15 protein-coding genes and 1 rRNA gene are annotated in these 17986 nt (G+C 65.6%); 4 read left to right on the top strand and 12 right to left on the bottom strand.

All coding sequences use genetic code 11. From position 1 onward, the window contains the following. Positions 1–20: 20 nt before the first annotated feature. Entirely contained in the window at positions 21–1919 is a 1899-nt protein-coding gene (locus ACZY0Q_RS00080; RefSeq protein ID WP_463913220.1) for an AMP-binding protein, read from the bottom strand. Positions 1920–2092: 173 nt separating this feature from the next. Here ACZY0Q_RS00080 and ACZY0Q_RS00075 point away from each other — a divergent pair, with 173 nt between their 5' ends. From ACZY0Q_RS00075 to ACZY0Q_RS00060, 4 genes are all read left to right on the top strand, one after another. Continuing rightward, positions 2093–2734 carry a GntR family transcriptional regulator gene (locus ACZY0Q_RS00075; protein WP_463916190.1) on the top strand — a complete coding sequence of 214 codons (642 nt, stop codon included), beginning with the start codon at positions 2093–2095 and terminating at the stop codon, positions 2732–2734. Between the two features lie 11 nt (positions 2735–2745). Further along, complete coding sequence (locus tag ACZY0Q_RS00070) at positions 2746–4266, top strand: MmgE/PrpD family protein (protein WP_463913218.1); 1521 nt, start codon at positions 2746–2748, stop codon at positions 4264–4266. Between the two features lie 33 nt (positions 4267–4299). Then, positions 4300–5205, top strand: coding sequence for a methylisocitrate lyase (gene prpB, locus ACZY0Q_RS00065; protein ID WP_463913216.1), 906 nt, complete (start codon positions 4300–4302; stop codon positions 5203–5205). A 74-nt stretch (positions 5206–5279) separates the two neighbouring features. After that, on the top strand, positions 5280–6419 hold the full coding sequence (locus tag ACZY0Q_RS00060; RefSeq protein WP_463913213.1) for a bifunctional 2-methylcitrate synthase/citrate synthase: 1140 nt from the start codon (positions 5280–5282) through the stop codon (positions 6417–6419). 123 nt (positions 6420–6542) lie between these two features. On the opposite strand, the gene ACZY0Q_RS00055 is transcribed toward ACZY0Q_RS00060, so the two are convergent. From ACZY0Q_RS00055 to rrf, 11 genes are all read right to left on the bottom strand, one after another. Continuing rightward, positions 6543–7028, bottom strand: coding sequence for an 8-oxo-dGTP diphosphatase (locus ACZY0Q_RS00055; protein ID WP_463913211.1), 486 nt, complete (start codon positions 7026–7028; stop codon positions 6543–6545). Between the two features lie 37 nt (positions 7029–7065). Then, positions 7066–8049, bottom strand: a complete 984-nt coding sequence (xerD, locus tag ACZY0Q_RS00050; RefSeq protein WP_463913210.1) for a site-specific tyrosine recombinase XerD — start codon at positions 8047–8049, stop codon at positions 7066–7068. Continuing rightward, positions 8049–8711 carry an NUDIX domain-containing protein gene (locus ACZY0Q_RS00045; RefSeq protein ID WP_463913207.1) on the bottom strand — a complete coding sequence of 221 codons (663 nt, stop codon included), beginning with the start codon at positions 8709–8711 and terminating at the stop codon, positions 8049–8051. Before ACZY0Q_RS00045 ends, xerD begins: the two co-directional genes overlap by 1 nt. A 25-nt stretch (positions 8712–8736) precedes the next feature. After that, entirely contained in the window at positions 8737–10482 is a 1746-nt protein-coding gene (locus tag ACZY0Q_RS00040) for a CTP synthase (RefSeq protein ID WP_463913204.1), read from the bottom strand. Between the two features lie 88 nt (positions 10483–10570). Then, positions 10571–12310: a DNA repair protein RecN gene (gene recN, locus ACZY0Q_RS00035; RefSeq protein WP_463913202.1), complete on the bottom strand. Its 1740-nt coding sequence runs from the start codon at positions 12308–12310 to the stop codon at positions 10571–10573. Positions 12311–12313: 3 nt separating this feature from the next. Beyond that, the gene (locus tag ACZY0Q_RS00030) at positions 12314–13339 is read right to left on the bottom strand and encodes an NAD kinase (RefSeq protein WP_463913200.1); all 1026 of its coding nucleotides are present in this window, start codon (positions 13337–13339) and stop codon (positions 12314–12316) included. Between the two features lie 13 nt (positions 13340–13352). Further along, on the bottom strand, positions 13353–14165 hold the full coding sequence (locus tag ACZY0Q_RS00025; protein ID WP_463913198.1) for a TlyA family RNA methyltransferase: 813 nt from the start codon (positions 14163–14165) through the stop codon (positions 13353–13355). A gap of 2 nt (positions 14166–14167) precedes the next feature. Beyond that, entirely contained in the window at positions 14168–14398 is a 231-nt protein-coding gene (locus tag ACZY0Q_RS00020) for a hypothetical protein (RefSeq protein ID WP_463913196.1), read from the bottom strand. A gap of 9 nt (positions 14399–14407) precedes the next feature. After that, positions 14408–15397, bottom strand: a complete 990-nt coding sequence (locus tag ACZY0Q_RS00015; protein ID WP_463913194.1) for an HAD-IIA family hydrolase — start codon at positions 15395–15397, stop codon at positions 14408–14410. Between the two features lie 6 nt (positions 15398–15403). After that, positions 15404–17365, bottom strand: coding sequence for a hypothetical protein (locus ACZY0Q_RS00010; protein WP_463913191.1), 1962 nt, complete (start codon positions 17363–17365; stop codon positions 15404–15406). A 330-nt stretch (positions 17366–17695) separates the two neighbouring features. After that, positions 17696–17812, bottom strand: a 5S ribosomal RNA gene (rrf, locus tag ACZY0Q_RS00005). Between the last annotated feature and the right edge of the window lie 174 nt (positions 17813–17986).

Here is a 17986-nt window from a genome sequence, read left to right as displayed (position 1 = left end):
CGGGGCTACTGCCGCGGGTATCAAACGGCGCCTTCCGGCCGGAGGACACCCAGCAAGTGCCCGATCACCTCTGGATCCTCAATCGTAGAGGGCACCACGTAATCGTCGCCGTCGGCAATCTGGCGCATGGTCTTGCGCAGAATCTTCCCTGACCTGGTCTTGGGGAGTGCTTCGACCACTGTGGCGTGCTTGAAGTCAGCCACCGGCCCGATGTCCTTCCTGACAAGGGCGATCAGCTCGCGGACCACCTCGTCTTCGTTGGCGGTCACGCCTGCCTTGAGCACCACGTAGCCGTTGGCGCGCTGACCCTTGAGGGGATCCGCCACGCCAATCACGGCACATTCGGCGACGGCCGGGTGGCTGGCGATGACCTGCTCAATCGCACCGGTGGACAGCCGGTGGCCCGCCACGTTGATGATGTCGTCGGTCCGGCCCATCACAAAGACGTAGCCCTCGGCGTCCCGGTAGCCGCTGTCGCCTGTTGCGTAGCTGCCTTCAAAGGCCGCCAGGTACGAGGACACATAACGGTCGTCGTTCTGCCACAGGGTAGTCAGGGTACCGGGAGGCAAGGGAAGCTGCAGGACAATGTTGCCCTCCTCTCCCGGCTGCACCGCAGCCCCGGAGCCGTCCACAATCTTCAGTTCGAAGCCGGGCATGGGCACGGTGGGTGATCCGGGCTTGAAGGGAAGGTCATCCAGCCCGCGCGGGTTGGCGCAGATGGCCCAGCCGGTTTCGGTCTGCCACCAGTGGTCCACCACCGGAACACCCAGGACCTCACCTGCCCAGCGGTAGGTGTCCGTGTCCAGCCGCTCACCGGCGGCAAACAGCGTTCGCAGGGTGGAGATGTCGTAGTTGGCCAGTTCCGCAGCCTGGGGGTCTGCCTTGCGGATCGCGCGCAGGGCGGTGGGAGCGGTAAATAAGACGCTGACTTTGTGGTCCTGTACGACGCGCCAGAATGCTCCCGCATCAGGGGTCCCCACGGGCTTTCCCTCGTAAAGGACCGTGGTGGCACCGGCCAGCAGCGGGCCATAAACAATGTAGGAGTGCCCAACCACCCAGCCGACGTCGGACGCGGTCCACATCACGTCACCCGGACCGACGTCGTAGATGTTTGCCATGGTCCAGCTGAGCGCGACGGCATGGCCGCCGTTGTCGCGCACAACGCCCTTCGGTGTGCCGGTGGTGCCGGAGGTGTACAGGATGTAAAGGGGGTCGGTTGCTGCGACGTCCACGGGTGCCGCCGGGGCGGCAGCGTCAATGCACCGGTCCCAGTCCAGCCAGTCCGGATACTCGGAGCCCGAATGCCTAAAGCCTTCCCGGTCCTTGACGATGACGGGCGTCTGCCCGGCGCCGGCGAGTTCGAGTGCTTCGGCGACCGCCGGAAGATACTCCACCCGGCGTGAGGGCTCAATCCCGCCGGACGCCGTCACAATCGCGGTTGGACCGGCATCCTTGATGCGGGCGGCGAGCTCCTTGGGTGCGAACCCGCCGAAGACCACCGAATGTACGGCCCCGAGCCGGGCCGTAGCCAGCATTGCGATGGCCGCCTCGGGAATCATGGGCATGTAGATAACCACCCTGTCCCCTTTGCCGACTCCCTGCGAGCGCAGCACACCCGCGAACCGCGCCACGAGGTCCGTCAGTTCGGCGTAGCTGTACGTGCGTTTGATCCCCAGCATCGCGGAGTCGTAGATCAGGGCAGCCTGGTCCCCGCGGCCGGCCTCAATATGGCGGTCCAGGGCGTTGTAGCTCGTGTTGAGCATGCCATCGGGAAACCAGCGGAACAGCGGGGCGGCCGATCCATCAAGCGCGGTTTCCGGAGGCCTGGACCAGGTCACGCCTCCCGCGGCCTCGAGCCAGAAGGCATCCTTCTGCTCGATGCTGCGCGAATATGCTTCCCGGTAATTTCCGCTGACCATCGTGGGCTCCCGTTCACGTCGCTGTGTTGCCACCATGATATGCGGCCCACCCGTCCCAGACAAGGCTCATGTATACATACATGCGCCTATGCCGCTGGTTATCTGATTTTTCTGGGCTTATTCGGCATTACGTGTATACACTGGTGCCTATGAGCAGACTGACGGGAGGACCCATGCGGGCCAGCGACAAAGCCTATGCAACGCTTCGGGAAGACATTATCGAATGGCGCCTGACGCCCGGAACGGTCCTCGCCGAAGTGGAGCAATCGGAACGCCTGGGCGTCTCACGCACTCCGGTCCGGGAGGCACTGAGCCGGCTCAGCGCAGAAGGGCTGACGACGGCGGCAGGCGGCCGCGGCGTCGTCGTCACCGACATCTCACTGGAGGACATCGATGAGATGTTTGAGCTTCGTGAAACCCTGGAGGGCAAGGCTGCTGCCCTCGCGGCCGTTCGCGGCGAGCGCGCTGTGTTTGCGAAGCTGCACCACGATCTCCTGCGGGCGCAGGAGCTGATCAGCGACACCGATCCTGCCCGGCACGAGTACTACGCCCTGGTGGGCCGGCTGGATGAGGCGATCGACGCTGCCATCTCAAACTCCTACCTCGCCCAGGCGATGCGCAGCCTGCGGGTCCATCTGGTCCGGGTCCGCCGTCTCGCCGCCGATGACGCACCGCGACTGCACGCGGCCGCCGTCGAGCACGCGGCCATTGCCGAGGCCATCGCCGCAGGCAATGCCAGGCTCGCCGAAGCAGCCACCACCCTGCACCTGCACCGCAGCCTTTCCCACGTAAAAGCTACCCACCCACAGCACTAAGAAGGAGCACCATGGTTAAGCTCAACCACGTCCGCGTCTACAAGAGCGAAGAGAACCTCGCCCGTGAAGACCAGCTGGCCCACAAGATCGCGGTCGTCGCCGCCGACGCCGTCGAGGTCACGCCTGAGGTCACCGAGATGGTCATCAACCGCGTCATCGACAACGCCTCCGTGGCCATCGCTTCCCTGAACCGCGGCCCGATCGTGGCTGCCCGGGCCCAGGCACTGACCCACGCACCGACCACCAACGGCAAGGGCTCCGGCGTCTTCGGCATCACTGACCGGGTCTCCCCCGAGTGGGCAGCATGGGCGAACGGCGTCGCCGTCCGCGAGCTCGACTACCATGACACGTTCCTGGCGGCTGACTACTCCCACCCGGGCGACAACATCCCGCCGATTCTCGCCGTCGGCCAGCACGTCGGCGCGAGCGGCAAGGACCTGATCCGCGGCATCGCCACCGGCTATGAGATCCAGGTCAACCTGGTCAAGGCCATCTGCCTGCACAAGCACAAGATCGACCACGTCGCCCACCTCGGCCCGTCCGCCGCCGCCGGCATCGGCACGCTCCTGGGCCTCGACGTCGAGACGATCTTCCAGTCCGTCGGCCAGGCACTGCACACCACCACCGCCACCCGCCAGTCCCGCAAGGGCGAAATCTCCACCTGGAAGGCCCACGCCCCGGCGTTCGCGGGCAAGATGGCCGTTGAGGCCGTGGACCGCTCCATGCGCGGACAGACCTCCCCCGTACCGATTTACGAAGGCGAAGACGGCGTGATCGCCTGGATGCTGGACGGCCCGGACGCCTCCTACGAGGTCCCGCTGCCCGAGGCCGGCGAAGCCAAGCGCGCCATCATGGACACCTACACCAAGGAACACTCCGCCGAGTACCAGGCCCAGGCCTGGATCGACCTGGCCCGCAAACTGCACAAGGAGCACCCGGAGGCCACCGACCCCGCCAACGTGAAGTCGGTGCTGATCAAGACGAGCCACCACACGCACTATGTGATCGGTTCCGGCGCCAACGATCCGCAGAAGTACAGCCCCACGGCCAGCCGTGAAACCCTGGACCACTCCATCCCGTACATCTTCACCGTGGCACTCCAGGACGGCTCCTGGCACCACGTGGACTCCTACAGCCCCGAGCGTGCCGGCCGCGCCGACACCGTGGAGCTGTGGAACAAGGTCAGTACCGTGGAAGACGCCGAATGGACCCGCCGCTACCACTCGCTGGACATCGCCGAGAAGGCCTTCGGCGGTTCCGTGGAGATCACCCTGAACGACGGCACTGTCATCACCGACCAGATTGCCGTAGCCGACGCCCACCCGCTCGGCGCCCGGCCCTTCGCCCGCCAGCAGTACATCAACAAGTTCCGCACCCTGGCAGCCGGACTGGTCGCCGAGGCGGAAATCGAGCGTTTCCTCGCAGCCGCCGAAAGCCTCCCGGACCTGGGCCCGGGCGAACTGGACCAGCTGAACATCACCGCCGCCCCGGGCGTCATCAACCTCAGCAACGCACCGGCCGGCCTCTTCTAAGCTCTGCCTACCCACCCCGCACAGGAGAATCAGATGCTGTATTCCAAGACCACCCCGGAACAGAAGCGGATCGCGTTGCGCGACATGCTCGCGTCCGGCACCATCCAGCAGTTCCCCGGCGCGTTCAACCCGCTCTCGGCCCGGCTGATCGAGGAAAAGGGCTTCGCCGGTGTTTACGTCTCCGGTGCCGTGCTGGCCAATGACCTTGGCCTGCCGGACATCGGGCTGACCACCCTCACCGAAGTCGCCACCCGGGCCGGGCAGATCGCCCGCATGACTGACCTGCCCACACTGGTGGACGCGGACACGGGCTTCGGCGAACCCATGAACGTGGCCCGCAGCATCCAGGAACTGGAGAACGCCGGCCTGGCCGGCTGCCACATCGAAGACCAGTTCAACCCCAAACGGTGCGGACACCTGGACGGCAAAAACGTGGTGGACCAGGACACAGCCACCAAACGCATCCGCGCCGCGGCGGATGCACGGCGGGACCCGAACTTCCTCATCATGGCCCGGACCGACATCCGCGCCGTGGAAGGAATCGAAGCTGCGAAGGACCGGGCACGAGCCCTGGTTGAGGCCGGTGCCGATGCCATCTTCCCGGAAGCCATGAAGGACCTCTCCGAGTTCCAGGCCATCCGCGACGCCGTGGACGTGCCCATCCTGGCCAACATGACCGAGTTCGGCAAGAGCGACCTGTTCACCGTGGACCAGCTCCAAAGCGTCGGCGTCAACATGGTCATCTACCCGGTCACGCTGCTGCGCATTGCCATGGGAGCTGCAGAGCGTACGCTGGAATCGATCAAGGCCACAGGGTCGCAGGAAGCACAGGTGGAGAACATGCTCACCCGTGCGCGGCTTTATGACCTTGTGGACTACGAGGCCTACAACCACTTCGATACCGGCGTTTTCAACTTCCACATTCCCGGCGTCCGCTAGGGCCCGGGAGCCACCAAGGAGACTGCAAGCATTCCGGCACATCCGGGCTTGCCCAACGAACGAAGGAGTTCAGCATGGCTGCTGAAGATATTAAGAAGGGCCTGGCCGGCGTCGTGGTGGACTACACCGCGGTTTCGAAGGTCAACTCGGATACCAATTCGCTGCTGTACCGCGGCTATCCGGTCCAGGAGCTTGCCGCCAAATGCAGCTTCGAGGAAGTTGCCTTCCTGTTGTGGAACGGCGAACTGCCCACCCCTGAAGAGCTGTCCGCGTTCTCTTCCCGCGAGCGCGCCGGCCGCGCCCTTGATCCTGTGGTGAAGCAGATCGTCGACACAATTCCCACCACCGCCCACCCGATGGATGTCTGCCGGACCGCAGCGTCCGTCATGGGCGCCCGGCACCCACTGGCTGAAGACTCGTCGCCCGAGGCCAACATGGCCAAGGCCGTGGATCTCTTCGCAGCCATGCCCGCGGTGGTCGCCTACGACCAGCGGCGCCGGCGCGGCCAGGAAGTGGTTGAGCCCCGGGATGACCTGGGCTACTCGGAAAACTTCCTGTGGATGGCTTTCGGCGAAGAGCAGGTCCCGGAAGTCGTGGAGGCTTTCAACGTCTCGATGATCCTGTACGCCGAGCACTCCTTCAACGCCTCCACGTTTACCGCCCGGGTCATCACCTCCAGCCTGTCCGACCTTCACTCGGCAGTGACAGGCGCGATCGGCGCACTCAAGGGCCCGCTGCATGGCGGCGCCAACGAAGCCGTGATGCACACCTTCGACGAGATCGGCATCCGGCCTGAGGAATCACTGGACGAAGCCGCCGCCCGGGCCAAGGCCTGGATGGAGGACGCTCTGGCCCAGAAGAAAAAGGTCATGGGCTTCGGCCACCGTGTCTACAAGCACGGTGACTCTCGCGTCCCCACCATGAAGGCGGCGCTGGACAAGATGATTGCCCACTACGGCCGCCCCGAACTGCTGGGTCTCTACAACGGCCTTGAGCAGGCCATGGACGAGGCCAAGGCCATCAAGCCGAACCTCGACTACCCGGCCGGCCCCACCTACCACCTGATGGGCTTCGACACCCCCACGTTCACTCCGCTGTTCGTGGCCAGCCGCATCACCGGGTGGACCGCCCACATCATGGAACAGGCAGCCAGCAACTCGCTGATCCGTCCGCTGAGCGAATACAACGGACCGGAAGAACGGCACGTACCCTAATCCTCCCCACCGGCTCCCAAACCTCGCAAGCTCGGTTCGGGTCCCTCGCCGGCGTGGGCCCAACCGCACGACGGCGGCCCGGTCACCTTTGAAGGTGACCGGCCCGCCGTTTGCGTGTCTGCCTCAGCGGGTCGAGTAGTCCAGCACTTCGCGGACGGTTTCGTTGTCCGGGTTCAGGACTATGGTGAGGCGCAGCCTGGAGCCGCCCAGGACCAGCGGCAGCCAGTGCGCCGCGTCCTGCCACATCTGGTCCACCGGCAAGGCGCCGACGTCGAACCATTCCGGCCGGATCTCGGCACTTTCTGCCGGCTGCCCGATCCAACGCGCTGCGACAAAGAGCCGGGTGCTCATGTTCCATTCCGGGCGGGCCGGGAAATCGAAGGTCACCACGCCGGCGTCGCGCAGATCCTCCTGCCGGACCACCAGGCCGGCTTCCTCGTGGACTTCGCGGCAGGCAGCCTCTTCATCCGTCTCCCCCGGTTCAACGTGGCCGCCAAGCCCCACCACTTTGCCGCGGCCGAAGCCGGTTTTCTTCAGGCCGAGCAGGACCTGTGGCACCCCGGCGGACTCACGGGTGAGAAAGCACAGTGTGACAGGAGTGAACGTCATGCCCTCAACCCTATAGCCGGTAGCCTGGCCGCGGACGTCACCCCAGCGCGCGCGGGTGGGCTGCTGCGTAAATTTCCCTGAGGGTGTCGGCGGTGACCAGCGTGTAGACCTGAGTTGTGGTGACCGAGGCGTGCCCCAGCAGTTCCTGCACCACGCGGACATCCGCGCCGCCTTCGAGCAGGTGCGTTGCGAAGGAATGGCGGAGTGTGTGCGGCGAAACATCCTTCGTGATGTTGGCCTTGTCCGCGGCTGCCTTCAGGATGGTCCAGGCGCTTTGCCTGCTGATTCTTCCCCCGCGGGCGTTCAGGAACAGGGCGGGAGTCCCCTTGCCCTTCGCCGCCAACAGCGGACGTCCGCGGACCAGGTATGCGTCCACAGCCCGCGCCCCATAGGAACCCAGCGGCACCAGCCGTTCCTTGGATCCTTTCCCGAACAGGCGGACCACGGCGGGCCCGGCTTCGGCTTCCTGCAGGGCAATGTCGTCAACGTCCAGGCCCACGGCCTCGCTGATCCGTGCACCAGTGGAATAGAGGAATTCAAGCAGGGCACGGTCCCTGAGCCCTGTGGCAGTGTCCGTACCCGCGGCTTCAAGGATCCGGGTGACTTCGTCCACGCTGATGGCCTTGGGCAGCCGCTTGCCCGGCATCGGCGGGTGGACGTCGCTGGCGGGGTCCGCCGTGGTGATCCCCTCCAGAGCCCAGAACTTGTGCAGTCCCCGGACGGCCACCACGGTCCTGGCAGCAGACCTGACACCCAGGGCCGTGCCACCGTCGGATCCGTCGTTGAGGGCCATCAGAAACCCCGTCACGTGGTGGCGGGTGATCTGGTCCGGGGCGTCGCAGCCCTCCGATGTCACATAGCGGGAGTACCGCGCCAGGTCACGGCGGTAGGCCGAGAGTGTGTTGGCGGCCAAGCCGCGTTCCACGCCCATATGTTGCAGATACTCGGTGATGGCGAGGTCGATGGCAGTCAGCGGCCGGACCGGCGGCGTCGGGGCTTCGGCCTCAGTAGTCGCCGTCATCAACGCTGGCTGGGGTGCGCGGGCCAGGGGGCATCCGCGGGACGCAGCCCGCCAAAGCCGTCAGCCTTCGCCGCAGCGGCTGCCAGGATTCCGACGACGGCGGACGGGTTGTGCAGCCTGCCTTCCAGGACCGAGGCCACGGCGTCGTCCAAAGCTATCCAGTGGAACTCAATCTCGGCTTCCTCATCAGTCCGCTCATGGCGTTCGTGGTGAGGTACCTCGGTGAGGCCGCGCGCAAGATAAATGCGAATGGCCTCGCTGGAGGAACCCGGCGAATTGAAGAAGTCCACCAGGACATTCCATTCGCGGGCCGCAAGGTCCGCCTCCTCGGCAAGTTCGCGGGCAGCACCCACCACAAAATCCTCGCCTTCCACATCCAGCAGGCCGGCCGGGATCTCCCAAAGGTCCATGCCCACAGGGTGCCGGTACTGCCTGATCAGCAGAACCTCGCCGGCATCGTTCATGGGCAGGACCGCCACGGCGCCAGGATGGTCGATGTAGTCGCGGGTCAGGGACTCCCCTGTCTCGCTCAGCTGGAAGCTGTCGCTAACCACATCCCAGATCCGGCCTTCATAGACCTTCTCCGTAGACAGAAGACGGCGCGGGCTCGGTGCGTCCGAAACCTGCCGTGCAGCTTGGGGGGTTTCAGGTGTGCCGGGCATCGCGCCGTCCTCTACTTATTCGGTTTTATTTCGCGGCAACCGTACGCAACGGCTTGGCGGCCGGCGCGTCCTGTGCGTGCTGATGGTCCAGGGCGGCCTTGATAAGCCCGGCGAAGAGCGGGTGCGGCCGAGTGGGCCGTGAGCTCAGTTCGGGATGCGCCTGGGTTGCCACGTAGAACGGGTGGACCTCCCGGGGCAGCTCAACGAATTCCACGAGCTTGCCGTCCGGCGACGTTCCGGAGAACACGAGGCCCTCGGCAGCGATCTGGTCGCGGTACTTGTTGTTGACCTCGTAGCGGTGCCGGTGCCGTTCGCTGACCGTGGTCTTGCCGTAGGTCTCTGCGATGACCGAGCCGTCGTCGAGCTTGGCTTCGTACAGGCCCAGTCGCATGGTGCCGCCAAGATCGCCCTTGCCGTCCACGATGTCCAGCTGCTCTTCCATGGTGGCAATCACCGGGTATTTGGAATCCGGTTCGAACTCGCTGGAGGAAGCGCCTTCCAGGCCCACCACGTTGCGTGCATATTCGATCACCATGCACTGCAGGCCCAGGCACAGGCCCAGGACCGGCAGCTTGGTTTCGCGGGCGTACTTCAGGGCGCCCAGCTTGCCTTCGAGTCCGCGGATGCCGAAGCCGCCGGGTACGCAGATGGCGTCCACGCCGTCCAGGGATGCCACGGCTCCTTCATGGGTTTCGCACTCATCCGACGGTACCCAGCGGATCTTGACCTTGGTGTCGTTGGCGAAGCCGCCGGCACGCAGGGCCTCGGTCACGGACAGGTAGGCGTCCGGCAGGTCGATGTACTTGCCCACCAGTGCGATTTCCACGTGGTGCTTGGGGTTGTGGACTGCTTCGAGCAGCTTGTCCCAGCTGGTCCAGTCAACGTCCTTGAACGGCAGGTCCAGGGCCCGGACAATGTAGGAATCCAGTCCCTGCGTGTGCAGGGTCTTGGGGATGTCGTAGATGCTGGGTGCATCCGGGCACCCGATGACGGCTTCGACATCGACGTCGCACATGCGGCCGATCTTGGCGCGCATGGGCTCGGGGACTTCGCGGTCCGAGCGAATCACGATTGCTTCGGGCTGGATGCCGATGGAGCGCAGGGCGGCCACGGAGTGCTGCGTCGGTTTGGTCTTCAGTTCCTGCGAGGGTCCGATGTAGGGAACCAGGGAGACGTGGACGAAGAACACATTGCCGCGGCCGATGTCCTGGCGGACCTGCCGGGCCGACTCGAGGAAGGGCTGCGACTCGATGTCGCCCACGGTGCCGCCGATTTCGGTGATAATGACGTCCGGCGCGTTTTTGCCTTCGGCCGGAAGTCGCATCCGCCGCTTGATCTCATCAGTAATGTGCGGGATGACCTGGACGGTGTCGCCGAGGTATTCGCCGCGGCGTTCCTTCGCGATCACCGTGGAGTAGACCTGGCCGGTGGTCACGTTGGCTGAGCCCTCGAGGTTTTCGTCGAGGAACCGCTCGTAGTGTCCGATGTCCAGGTCCGTCTCGGCGCCGTCGTCAGTGACGAAGACCTCGCCGTGCTGGAAGGGGTTCATCGTGCCCGGATCCACGTTCAGATAGGGATCGAGCTTCTGCATAGTTACAGACAGGCCGCGTGCCCGCAGGAGGTGACCGAGGCTCGAAGCCGTCAGTCCCTTACCGAGCGAGGACGCCACACCACCGGTTACGAAGATGTGTTTGGTCGTCTTGGACGAGCCCGGGAACCGGGAATTTACACGGGAATTTGATCGCTGCACCACGGAATTCGAGCCTATCATCAATTGAGCCTTTCCCGGATCAGGAACTGTCTCCCCAAATGATCCAGTGTGCAGGGCGAGGCGCCCTGCGAGCAAGGGGTGCAGGCGGTCAGGCCCGCTGCGGCAGCAGTTTTGCGTCGTCCAGGAGCTCCTGGGCGTGTGCCTGGGCCGATTCTGAATCCTCCTGGCCGGCCAGCATCCGCGCGAGCTCCCGCACGCGCTCCGGGCCGTCGAGGAGGCGAACGTCACTGGACGTGAACCCGGTGGCGGTGCCGCCGTCGGCCCCTCTGACGGATGTCTTGGTGACGGTGATGTGCTGGTCCGCGAAGGCTGCCACCTGCGGCAGGTGCGTGACCACCAGGACCTGTACGTGCTGAGCAAGCATGGCCAGCCGGCGGCCAATTTCGACGGCGGCCCGCCCACCGACTCCAGCGTCCACCTCGTCAAACACAAACGTGGGCACCGGATCCACCGCGGCCAGCACCACCTCGATGGCCAGCATCACACGGGACAGTTCGCCGCCGGAGGCGCCCTTGCCCAGCGGACGGGCCGGGGCACCGGAGTGGGGCTGGAGCAGGAACGTGATCTCGTCCGCTCCATGCGGTGTCAACTGAGCGGCCGCCTCACGGGTAATCACCAGGGTGGCGTCCGCCATGGCGAGTGCCTTCAGCTCCGCGCTCACCCGGCCGGACAGGTCCTTGGCGGCCTTGGCCCGGATTTTGCTGACGGCGGCGGCCTGCTTCTGAAGTTCCGCTTCGGTCCGGACCACGTCGGCGTCCAGGGCTTCGATCCTGGTGGAGTCGTCCTGCAGCTCGTCGAACCGGACCCGGGCGTTTTCCGTCCACACCAGGACTTCGTCGATGCTCGGGGCGTATTTGCGGACCAGTGTGGCCAGGGCGGCCCGCCGGTCCTCGATCTCGGCCAGGCGTTCGGGGCCCTCCGAGTCCAGGCCGGCCTGGTAGCTGGCCAGCTCCGTAGCGATGTCGTTGAGCAGAAAGCCCACTTCGGCCAACCGGGCGGCGGCGGACCCCAGCTCGGCGTCGTGCTCGGCCACGTGCTCCAAAGTTCTTTTCGCAACGTCCACGAGGGTGGTGGCGTCGCCGGAGTCCCCGTAGTCCTCCGCGATGAGCGCCTGGTGCGCCGTGTTCGCGGCAATCCTGAGCTCTTCGACGTTGGCCAGTTTCACGGCCTCGGCTTTGAGGGACTCGTCCTCCCCCGGCTGCGGATCCACGGTGCTGATTTCGGCCAGCGCGACTTCGAGCGACTCTGCCTCGCGGAGCCTGTCACGTGCGGCGCTGCGCAGGGCTTCCAGCTCCGCCTGGCTGGCCTTCCAATGGCTGTAGAGCGCCTGGTAGGAGGCCAACGGGCCCGCCAGCGCATCGCCGGCAAATTTGTCCAGGGCGCCGCGCTGGGCAGCCGCGCCCTTCAGCCTGATCTGGTCCGACTGGCCGTGGACCACCACGAGGGTTTCACCGATCTCCGCAAGCACGCCCACAGGGGCTGCCCGCCCGCCGAGGAAGGCCCTGCTGCGCCCGTCGGCACCGAGGCGACGCGCAAGGATGAGCTCAGTGCCGCCGTCGAACTCCTCCACGTCGGCACCGGCCTCAACTGCCCGGGCAATCGCCGGATGCCCGGCATCGAGCTTGAGCACGGCCTCCGCCGTGGCGCTCTTCGCACCGTTCCGGACGGCCCCGGCGTCGGACCTTGCCCCCAGCAGGAGGCCGACGGCGGTGACCACCATCGTTTTGCCGGCACCGGTTTCGCCCGTAACGACGCTCAGCCCGGGGCCCAGCGGCAATGTGGCGTCGGTGATGACGCCCAGATCGCGGATTCTCAGTTCTTCAAGCATGGTTCACTTTGCGGTCGCGGGATCGGTTTCATCCTCCGGCTGGTCGCCGGAGGCAAGCTGGAGCGGCGGCCTGGGCCCAGGCGTCCGGACGATCGGGATGGGTCCGGTGTGGATGGTCTCCGACTGCGGCACAGGCCCGCGCCAGCCGTGAATGGGGAGTTCGAACTTGCGGACCAGCCGCGCTGAAAAGGGCGTCTGGTGCGTCCTGGCCAGCCGGACCGGTGTGGCGGACTTGGTCACTTCAACCCGGGCGCCGGGCGGCAGGTCCACGGAGCGCCGGCCATCGCACCAGAGCACACCCTGGGCACCGGTGCGGGTGAGGACTTCCACGGCCAGGCGCGACCGAGGAGACACCACCAGCGGTTTGGCGAAGAGCGCGTGGGCGCTGATGGGAACAATCACCAGGGCCTCGACTTCCGGCCAGACCACGGGACCGCCGGCGGAAAACGCGTACGCGGTGGATCCTGTGGGGGTGGCCACCACTACACCATCGCAGCCGAAAGACGTCAGTGGGCGCTCGTCCACTTCGGTCACCACCTCGATCATGCGTTCGCGGTTGGCTTTTTCGATGGCGGCCTCGTTCAGGGCCCAGGTGTGCCAGATCTTCTGGCCGCGGACCCAGACCTGGACGTCGATGGTCATGCGTTCTTCCACCGTGTAGTCGCGGCGGGCAATCCACTCCACTGTCTGGGCCAGGTCCGCCCGTTCGCTCTCGGCCAGGAAACCGACATGGCCAAGGTTGACGCCCAGCAGGGGAACGTCCACCTCGCGCACCAGCTCTGCGGCGCGCAGGATGGTGCCGTCACCGCCCAGGACCATCACCAGTTCAACGTCCGGCAACTGGACGTGGTCGTGCAGGATCTCCACCGGCTGGGTGAGCTGCCCGAAGAATCTTTCCATGTCACGCAGTTCAGATTCCTGCATGACCGGAACAATGCCGGAGTCATGGAGTTGGGCGCAGGCTTCCCAGGCGGCCTTCAGTGATTCCTCGCGGCCAGTGTGGGCAAGGACGAGTACTCGCCTACTCATCGGGTTCCGCTTTCTAGTGGTTCGGCCAGATTCGGCCAAGCAAACCGTCAATGGCTGCGAGGCGCTCTTCGATCTTAGGCAGTTCTTGGGCCATCCTGCGCTTTATCCACAGGAAGTATTCGACGTTTCCGTCCTGGCCAGGCAGCGGGCTGGCCGCTAAGCCGCATAAGTCCAGTCCGGCGTCGAGCGCTGCATTGGCCACTTTTTCCACTGCCATCCGGCGTTCGCGCTCGGAGGTGACCACGCCGGTGCGGCCCAGCCGGTCCTTGCCGATCTCGAACTGCGGCTTCACCATCAGCACCAGGTCACCGCCCGGCTGCGTGCAGAGCGCCAGGGGCAGGACCACCAAGGTCAGCGAGATGAAGGAGAGGTCGGCCACTGTGAGTTCAGCCTCCCCGCCGATGTCCGCCGGCGCCATGTAACGCACGTTGAGACCCTCATGAACGGCTACGCGGTCATCGGCGCGGAGCTGCGGGACCAGCTGGTCATGGCCGACGTCGACCGCCACCACGTGTGCCGCACCGCGCCGCAGGAGCACCTCGGTGAAGCCGCCGGTGGACGCCCCGGCGTCCAGGCACCGCTTGCCCGCAACCGTGACTTCCGGGAATACGTCCAAAGCACCCGCCAGCTTGTGACCGGCACGGCTGACGTAGCTGTCCGCTTCCGTGTGCTCGACGGAGAGGTCCTTGCCGTCATCTACCTGCAGGGAGGCCTTGGACAGAATCTGGCCGGCGGAGCTCACCTTGCCCTCGGCAATCAGCGATGCTGCGTGGGTCCGGGATCTGGCCAGGCCACGGGCGACGAGCACCTGGTCAAGACGTGCCATGCTCAAACTTCTCCTTCGCCGTTTGGGGCCTCGTCGTTCAGCGCGCGCAGCAGGTCATCGTGAAGGTCGCTGTAAACGGCTTCATGCTCGGATACGGGCAGCCCTTGGACGCCGTCCAGCGCGGCCGTTAGGGCCGCAACGGACGGATCGGTGGTTGCCGGCGCAGCTGTGTCCGGCCATTCCGGGGCGGGCTGGGCTGGTTCCGGATGGTGCACTTCGTTCAGCTCAGTCATCGGACCAGTCTAATGATTGCGCCACTCGAGTTTAGGCTCGGTGGCCCGGTCCGCGTCAGGAACCGCAGTCCACCAAGCGGCACAGGCGGCCCGCCACGAATCCAGGTCGCTCTCGCTGCCGCTGATCTGGACGGTATCACCGCTGACCCGCGCGGTGGCGGCACCGCAGCGGTGCATTCCGTCCGTGTGTTCCACGGCCGGGTAGGGGCGGTGGAGGTCGCTGAGGGAATTGATGATGTAGTCCGGACGCTCGGCCGTACGCGCGGCCAGGATGCTGGCCGTGGTGTCGACGCCGGTCAGCACCGCCACGGTGGCAAACCCGGCGTTGTTTCCGCCAACGATGTCCGTGTCCAGGCGGTCGCCCACCACCAACGGGCGGTCAGCCGCGAGCCGCTTGGCTGCGGTGTGGAACAGCGGGGCCTCCGGCTTGCCGGCAACCCGCGGAGTCTGACCGGTGGCGGCGGCGACTGCCGCCACCAGGGTGCCGTTGCCCGGGGCGATGCCCCGGGCCTGCGGAATGGACATATCGGTGTTCGTAGCAATCCACAGCGCACCGGCCGACACGACGTACGCCGCCTCGGCCAGATCTTTCCAGCCGATCCCGGGATTGAATCCCTGGACCACGGCCACCGGACCCTCATCCTGGCTGTAAACAGGAGTCAGTCCCACTAGCTCGATTTCCTGTGCCAGGGCGGGGCTGCCGGTGATCAGCACCCGCGCTCCGGGGGCGACGAGTGAAGCCAGGAGTTCAGCCGCGGCTTGTGAGGAACTCACTACCTGTTCGTCGTCTGCCGGTGCACCCAGTTCACGAAGATGCGCTGCCACCTGCGCCGGAGTGCGGGAGGCATTGTTGGTGACATACCCCAGGCCAATGCCCAAACCCTCCAGTTGCTGCAGCGAATCCACGGCGCCCGGGATAGCGAGCTGGCCGGCGTAGACAACGCCGTCCAGGTCCGCCAAAAGGGCGTCGAACAGGGAAATCAGTGGCACTTCAGTCATAGCGGGCTAGCTGTCCCGTCCGTCAGAGTGGGTATCGCTGCCGTTGGTGTTGTCGTCTGCGCCGCTGGGCTCGGCGTCGGGCTCTTCGTCATCTTGCTCGGCGTCGCCGGCTTCCAGCTCGTCTGCTTCCACGGAATCCTCGTCAGATTCGGCGTCATCGGACTCGAAGAAATCCGATTCCACGTCATCGATGGCTGCATCCACGCCGGCGGCCTCAACAACGGTCTTATCCGCGGCTACCTCGGAACGGGCAGCAGGCGTGGAGGCACTGGTCTCGGAGTCTGCGGAAGCGCGCTCGAGCAGGCGCCGGCGCTGTGCTTCCTCGCGGGCTTCCTCTTCCTCGTCCCAGCCAAGGTCCACGATGTCCGGTTCCTCATCGGCACCAATACCCAGGGCATTTTCAGCCACAACGGCCTGCCTCTGCCATTTTGCTGCTTCATCTTCGCGACCGACGGCGGCCAGGGCGTTTCCGTACGCACGGAAGAGCCTTGGACTGTAAGAGAACGCCCGGTTGATGTCCAGTTGGGCAATTTCAAGTTCCGCCACGGCAGCGTCCAGCTGGCCGAGGTCAGTGCGCGCCCCGGCTGCAACGATGGCCAGTTCGACTTTGCCGGGCGCGTCCAGGTCATTGGCTTCCTCGGACCGCACCACGTCGAGGGCGCGGTCAGGCCGGCCCAGTCCGCGTTCGCAGTCTGCCATCACGGGCAGGTGGACGTTCGAACCGCTGATGCGGCGGTAGGTCCGGAATTCGCGCAAGGCTTCGCCGTAGTGTCCTGCGGCGTAAGCGGTGAGTCCGACGGCTTCACGGACCGCAGCCAAGCGGCCACCACGCCTGCTCGCGGCGAGGGCGTGCTGGAAGGCCAGCTCGGGCTCTTCGTCGATCAGGCGTCCGGCCATCACCAGGTGGCGGGCCACCCACTCGGCGCTGTTGTCCTCGAGGGTCTTGATCTGGTGCTGCGTGGCGCGGTCCAGTTCCTTGCCCGTGACATCGTCGTCGATCTGCGGTGAACGCTCGCGGTCCGGGCGGTTGGCGCTGCGAAGATCACGCGCATTGGGTACACGGACCGGGCGGTCTTCTGGCCGGTCGCGGCCGAACTGGCGGGGGCCGGAATCTCCACGGTCGAAGCTGCGGGGCGCACGGTCCTGGCGGTCGCCAAAGGGCTTTCGGTCGCCGCCGCCGAAGCTGCGACGCTCGCCGTCACCCTCACGACGGGGCCGGTCACCGCCGCCGAAGCTGCGACGCTCGCCGTCACCCTCACGACGGGGCCGGTCACCGAAGGACTTGTTGTCACGATCACCATAAGGCTTCCGCTCGCCACCACCGCTGAAGGGCTTTCGGTCGCCGCCGGTAAACGGCTTTCGGTCGCCGCCGCCGAAGCTGCGACGCTCGCCGTCACCCTCACGACGGGGCCGGTCACCGAAGGACTTGTTGTCACGATCACCATAAGGCTTCCGCTCGCCACCACCGCTAAACGGCTTACGGTCACCGCCACCAGCGTAGGGCTTGCGCTCTCCAGCACCGAAGCTACGACGTTCGCCGTCGCCCTCGCGGCGCGGGCGGTCACCGTAAGGCTTACTGTCGCGGTCACCATACGGTTTGCGCTCCCCGCCACCGCTGAACGGTTTCCGTTCGCCGTCACCCTCACGACGGGGCCGGTCACCGATGGACTTGTTGTCACGGTCACCATAAGGCTTCCGCTCGCCACCACCGCTAAACAGCTTACGGTCACCGCCACCAGCGTAGGGCTTGCGCTCTCCAGCACCGAAGCTACGACGTTCGCCGTCGCCCTCGCGGCGCGGACGATCACCAAAAGGCTTACGTTCACCGGAGCCAGGCGCGCGCTTCGGCGCCTCAGAGTTACGGTCGTCCCGGGAACGGAATCCCCGCGGCTCGCCGCCGGAATTGTTATTGCCGCGGAAAGGACCGCGGTCGTTATCGCCGCGGTTGCCGCCGTTGTGCTCAGCCATGGGGATTCCTCCTGTTATGAGCCGACCACTGGCGCAATCGCAGCCGCTCGTTCCGTGTTTCGTTATCCTACGTAACCCGAAATCAAGCGCTTCGAAGTCCGTACATCTCAGTCAATTCTAGGCGAGAGCCCATCAACAGGTGACATGGATCCGCCTCCAGGCCGCCGTCGTGGGAATGTTCACACTCCCAGCGTTGGGTCTCGCAGTTTCTGCGGGGTTCCCGGGACGCCATTGTGGTCCTTGGGCTGCGGGTGTGGTGGTTCGGAATGCCGGTTAAAAAGGGAGAGCCCCTCAACCTGGTGGTTGGGGGGCTCTCGACCTGTAATGATGTTCCGGCGGTGACCTACTCTCCCACACCCTCCCGGGTGCAGTACCATCGGCGCTGTGGGTCTTAGCTTCCGGGTTCGGAATGGGACCGGGCGTTTCCCCCACGCTATGACCGCCGTAACCCTTCTACCCGGCCCGCCAGTTGTGATGCTGGGGGTGGGAAATCTGGTTACAACATTTGTGGTGTTGTTATGTTGTTGTGTTTTGTTCCTGTGCAACGGTGCCGCGGGTAGCGGGTTTGTTGTTTGGGAACCACATAGTGGACGCAAGCAGTCTTGTTTTCTTTTTACCACC

Source organism: Pseudarthrobacter lactosi (assembly GCF_055412785.1).
The sequence above is the reverse complement of the archived record's forward strand: the minus strand, read 5'-3'. Positions and strand labels throughout refer to the sequence as shown.

Bases quoted from the DNA above. Each gene is read 5' to 3' on its own strand.
- ACZY0Q_RS00080 (WP_463913220.1), bottom strand. From the start codon at position 1,919: ATGGTCAGCGGAAATTACCGGGAAGCATATTCGCGCAGCATCGAGCAG.
- ACZY0Q_RS00075 (WP_463916190.1), top strand. From the start codon at position 2,093: ATGCGGGCCAGCGACAAAGCCTATGCAACGCTTCGGGAAGACATTATC.
- ACZY0Q_RS00070 (WP_463913218.1), top strand. From the start codon at position 2,746: ATGGTTAAGCTCAACCACGTCCGCGTCTACAAGAGCGAAGAGAACCTC.
- prpB (WP_463913216.1), top strand. From the start codon at position 4,300: ATGCTGTATTCCAAGACCACCCCGGAACAGAAGCGGATCGCGTTGCGC.
- ACZY0Q_RS00060 (WP_463913213.1), top strand. From the start codon at position 5,280: ATGGCTGCTGAAGATATTAAGAAGGGCCTGGCCGGCGTCGTGGTGGAC.
- ACZY0Q_RS00055 (WP_463913211.1), bottom strand. From the start codon at position 7,028: ATGACGTTCACTCCTGTCACACTGTGCTTTCTCACCCGTGAGTCCGCC.
- xerD (WP_463913210.1), bottom strand. From the start codon at position 8,049: ATGACGGCGACTACTGAGGCCGAAGCCCCGACGCCGCCGGTCCGGCCG.
- ACZY0Q_RS00045 (WP_463913207.1), bottom strand. From the start codon at position 8,711: ATGCCCGGCACACCTGAAACCCCCCAAGCTGCACGGCAGGTTTCGGAC.
- ACZY0Q_RS00040 (WP_463913204.1), bottom strand. From the start codon at position 10,482: ATGATAGGCTCGAATTCCGTGGTGCAGCGATCAAATTCCCGTGTAAAT.
- recN (WP_463913202.1), bottom strand. From the start codon at position 12,310: ATGCTTGAAGAACTGAGAATCCGCGATCTGGGCGTCATCACCGACGCC.
- ACZY0Q_RS00030 (WP_463913200.1), bottom strand. From the start codon at position 13,339: ATGAGTAGGCGAGTACTCGTCCTTGCCCACACTGGCCGCGAGGAATCA.
- ACZY0Q_RS00025 (WP_463913198.1), bottom strand. From the start codon at position 14,165: ATGGCACGTCTTGACCAGGTGCTCGTCGCCCGTGGCCTGGCCAGATCC.
- ACZY0Q_RS00020 (WP_463913196.1), bottom strand. From the start codon at position 14,398: ATGACTGAGCTGAACGAAGTGCACCATCCGGAACCAGCCCAGCCCGCC.
- ACZY0Q_RS00015 (WP_463913194.1), bottom strand. From the start codon at position 15,397: ATGACTGAAGTGCCACTGATTTCCCTGTTCGACGCCCTTTTGGCGGAC.
- ACZY0Q_RS00010 (WP_463913191.1), bottom strand. From the start codon at position 17,365: ATGGCTGAGCACAACGGCGGCAACCGCGGCGATAACGACCGCGGTCCT.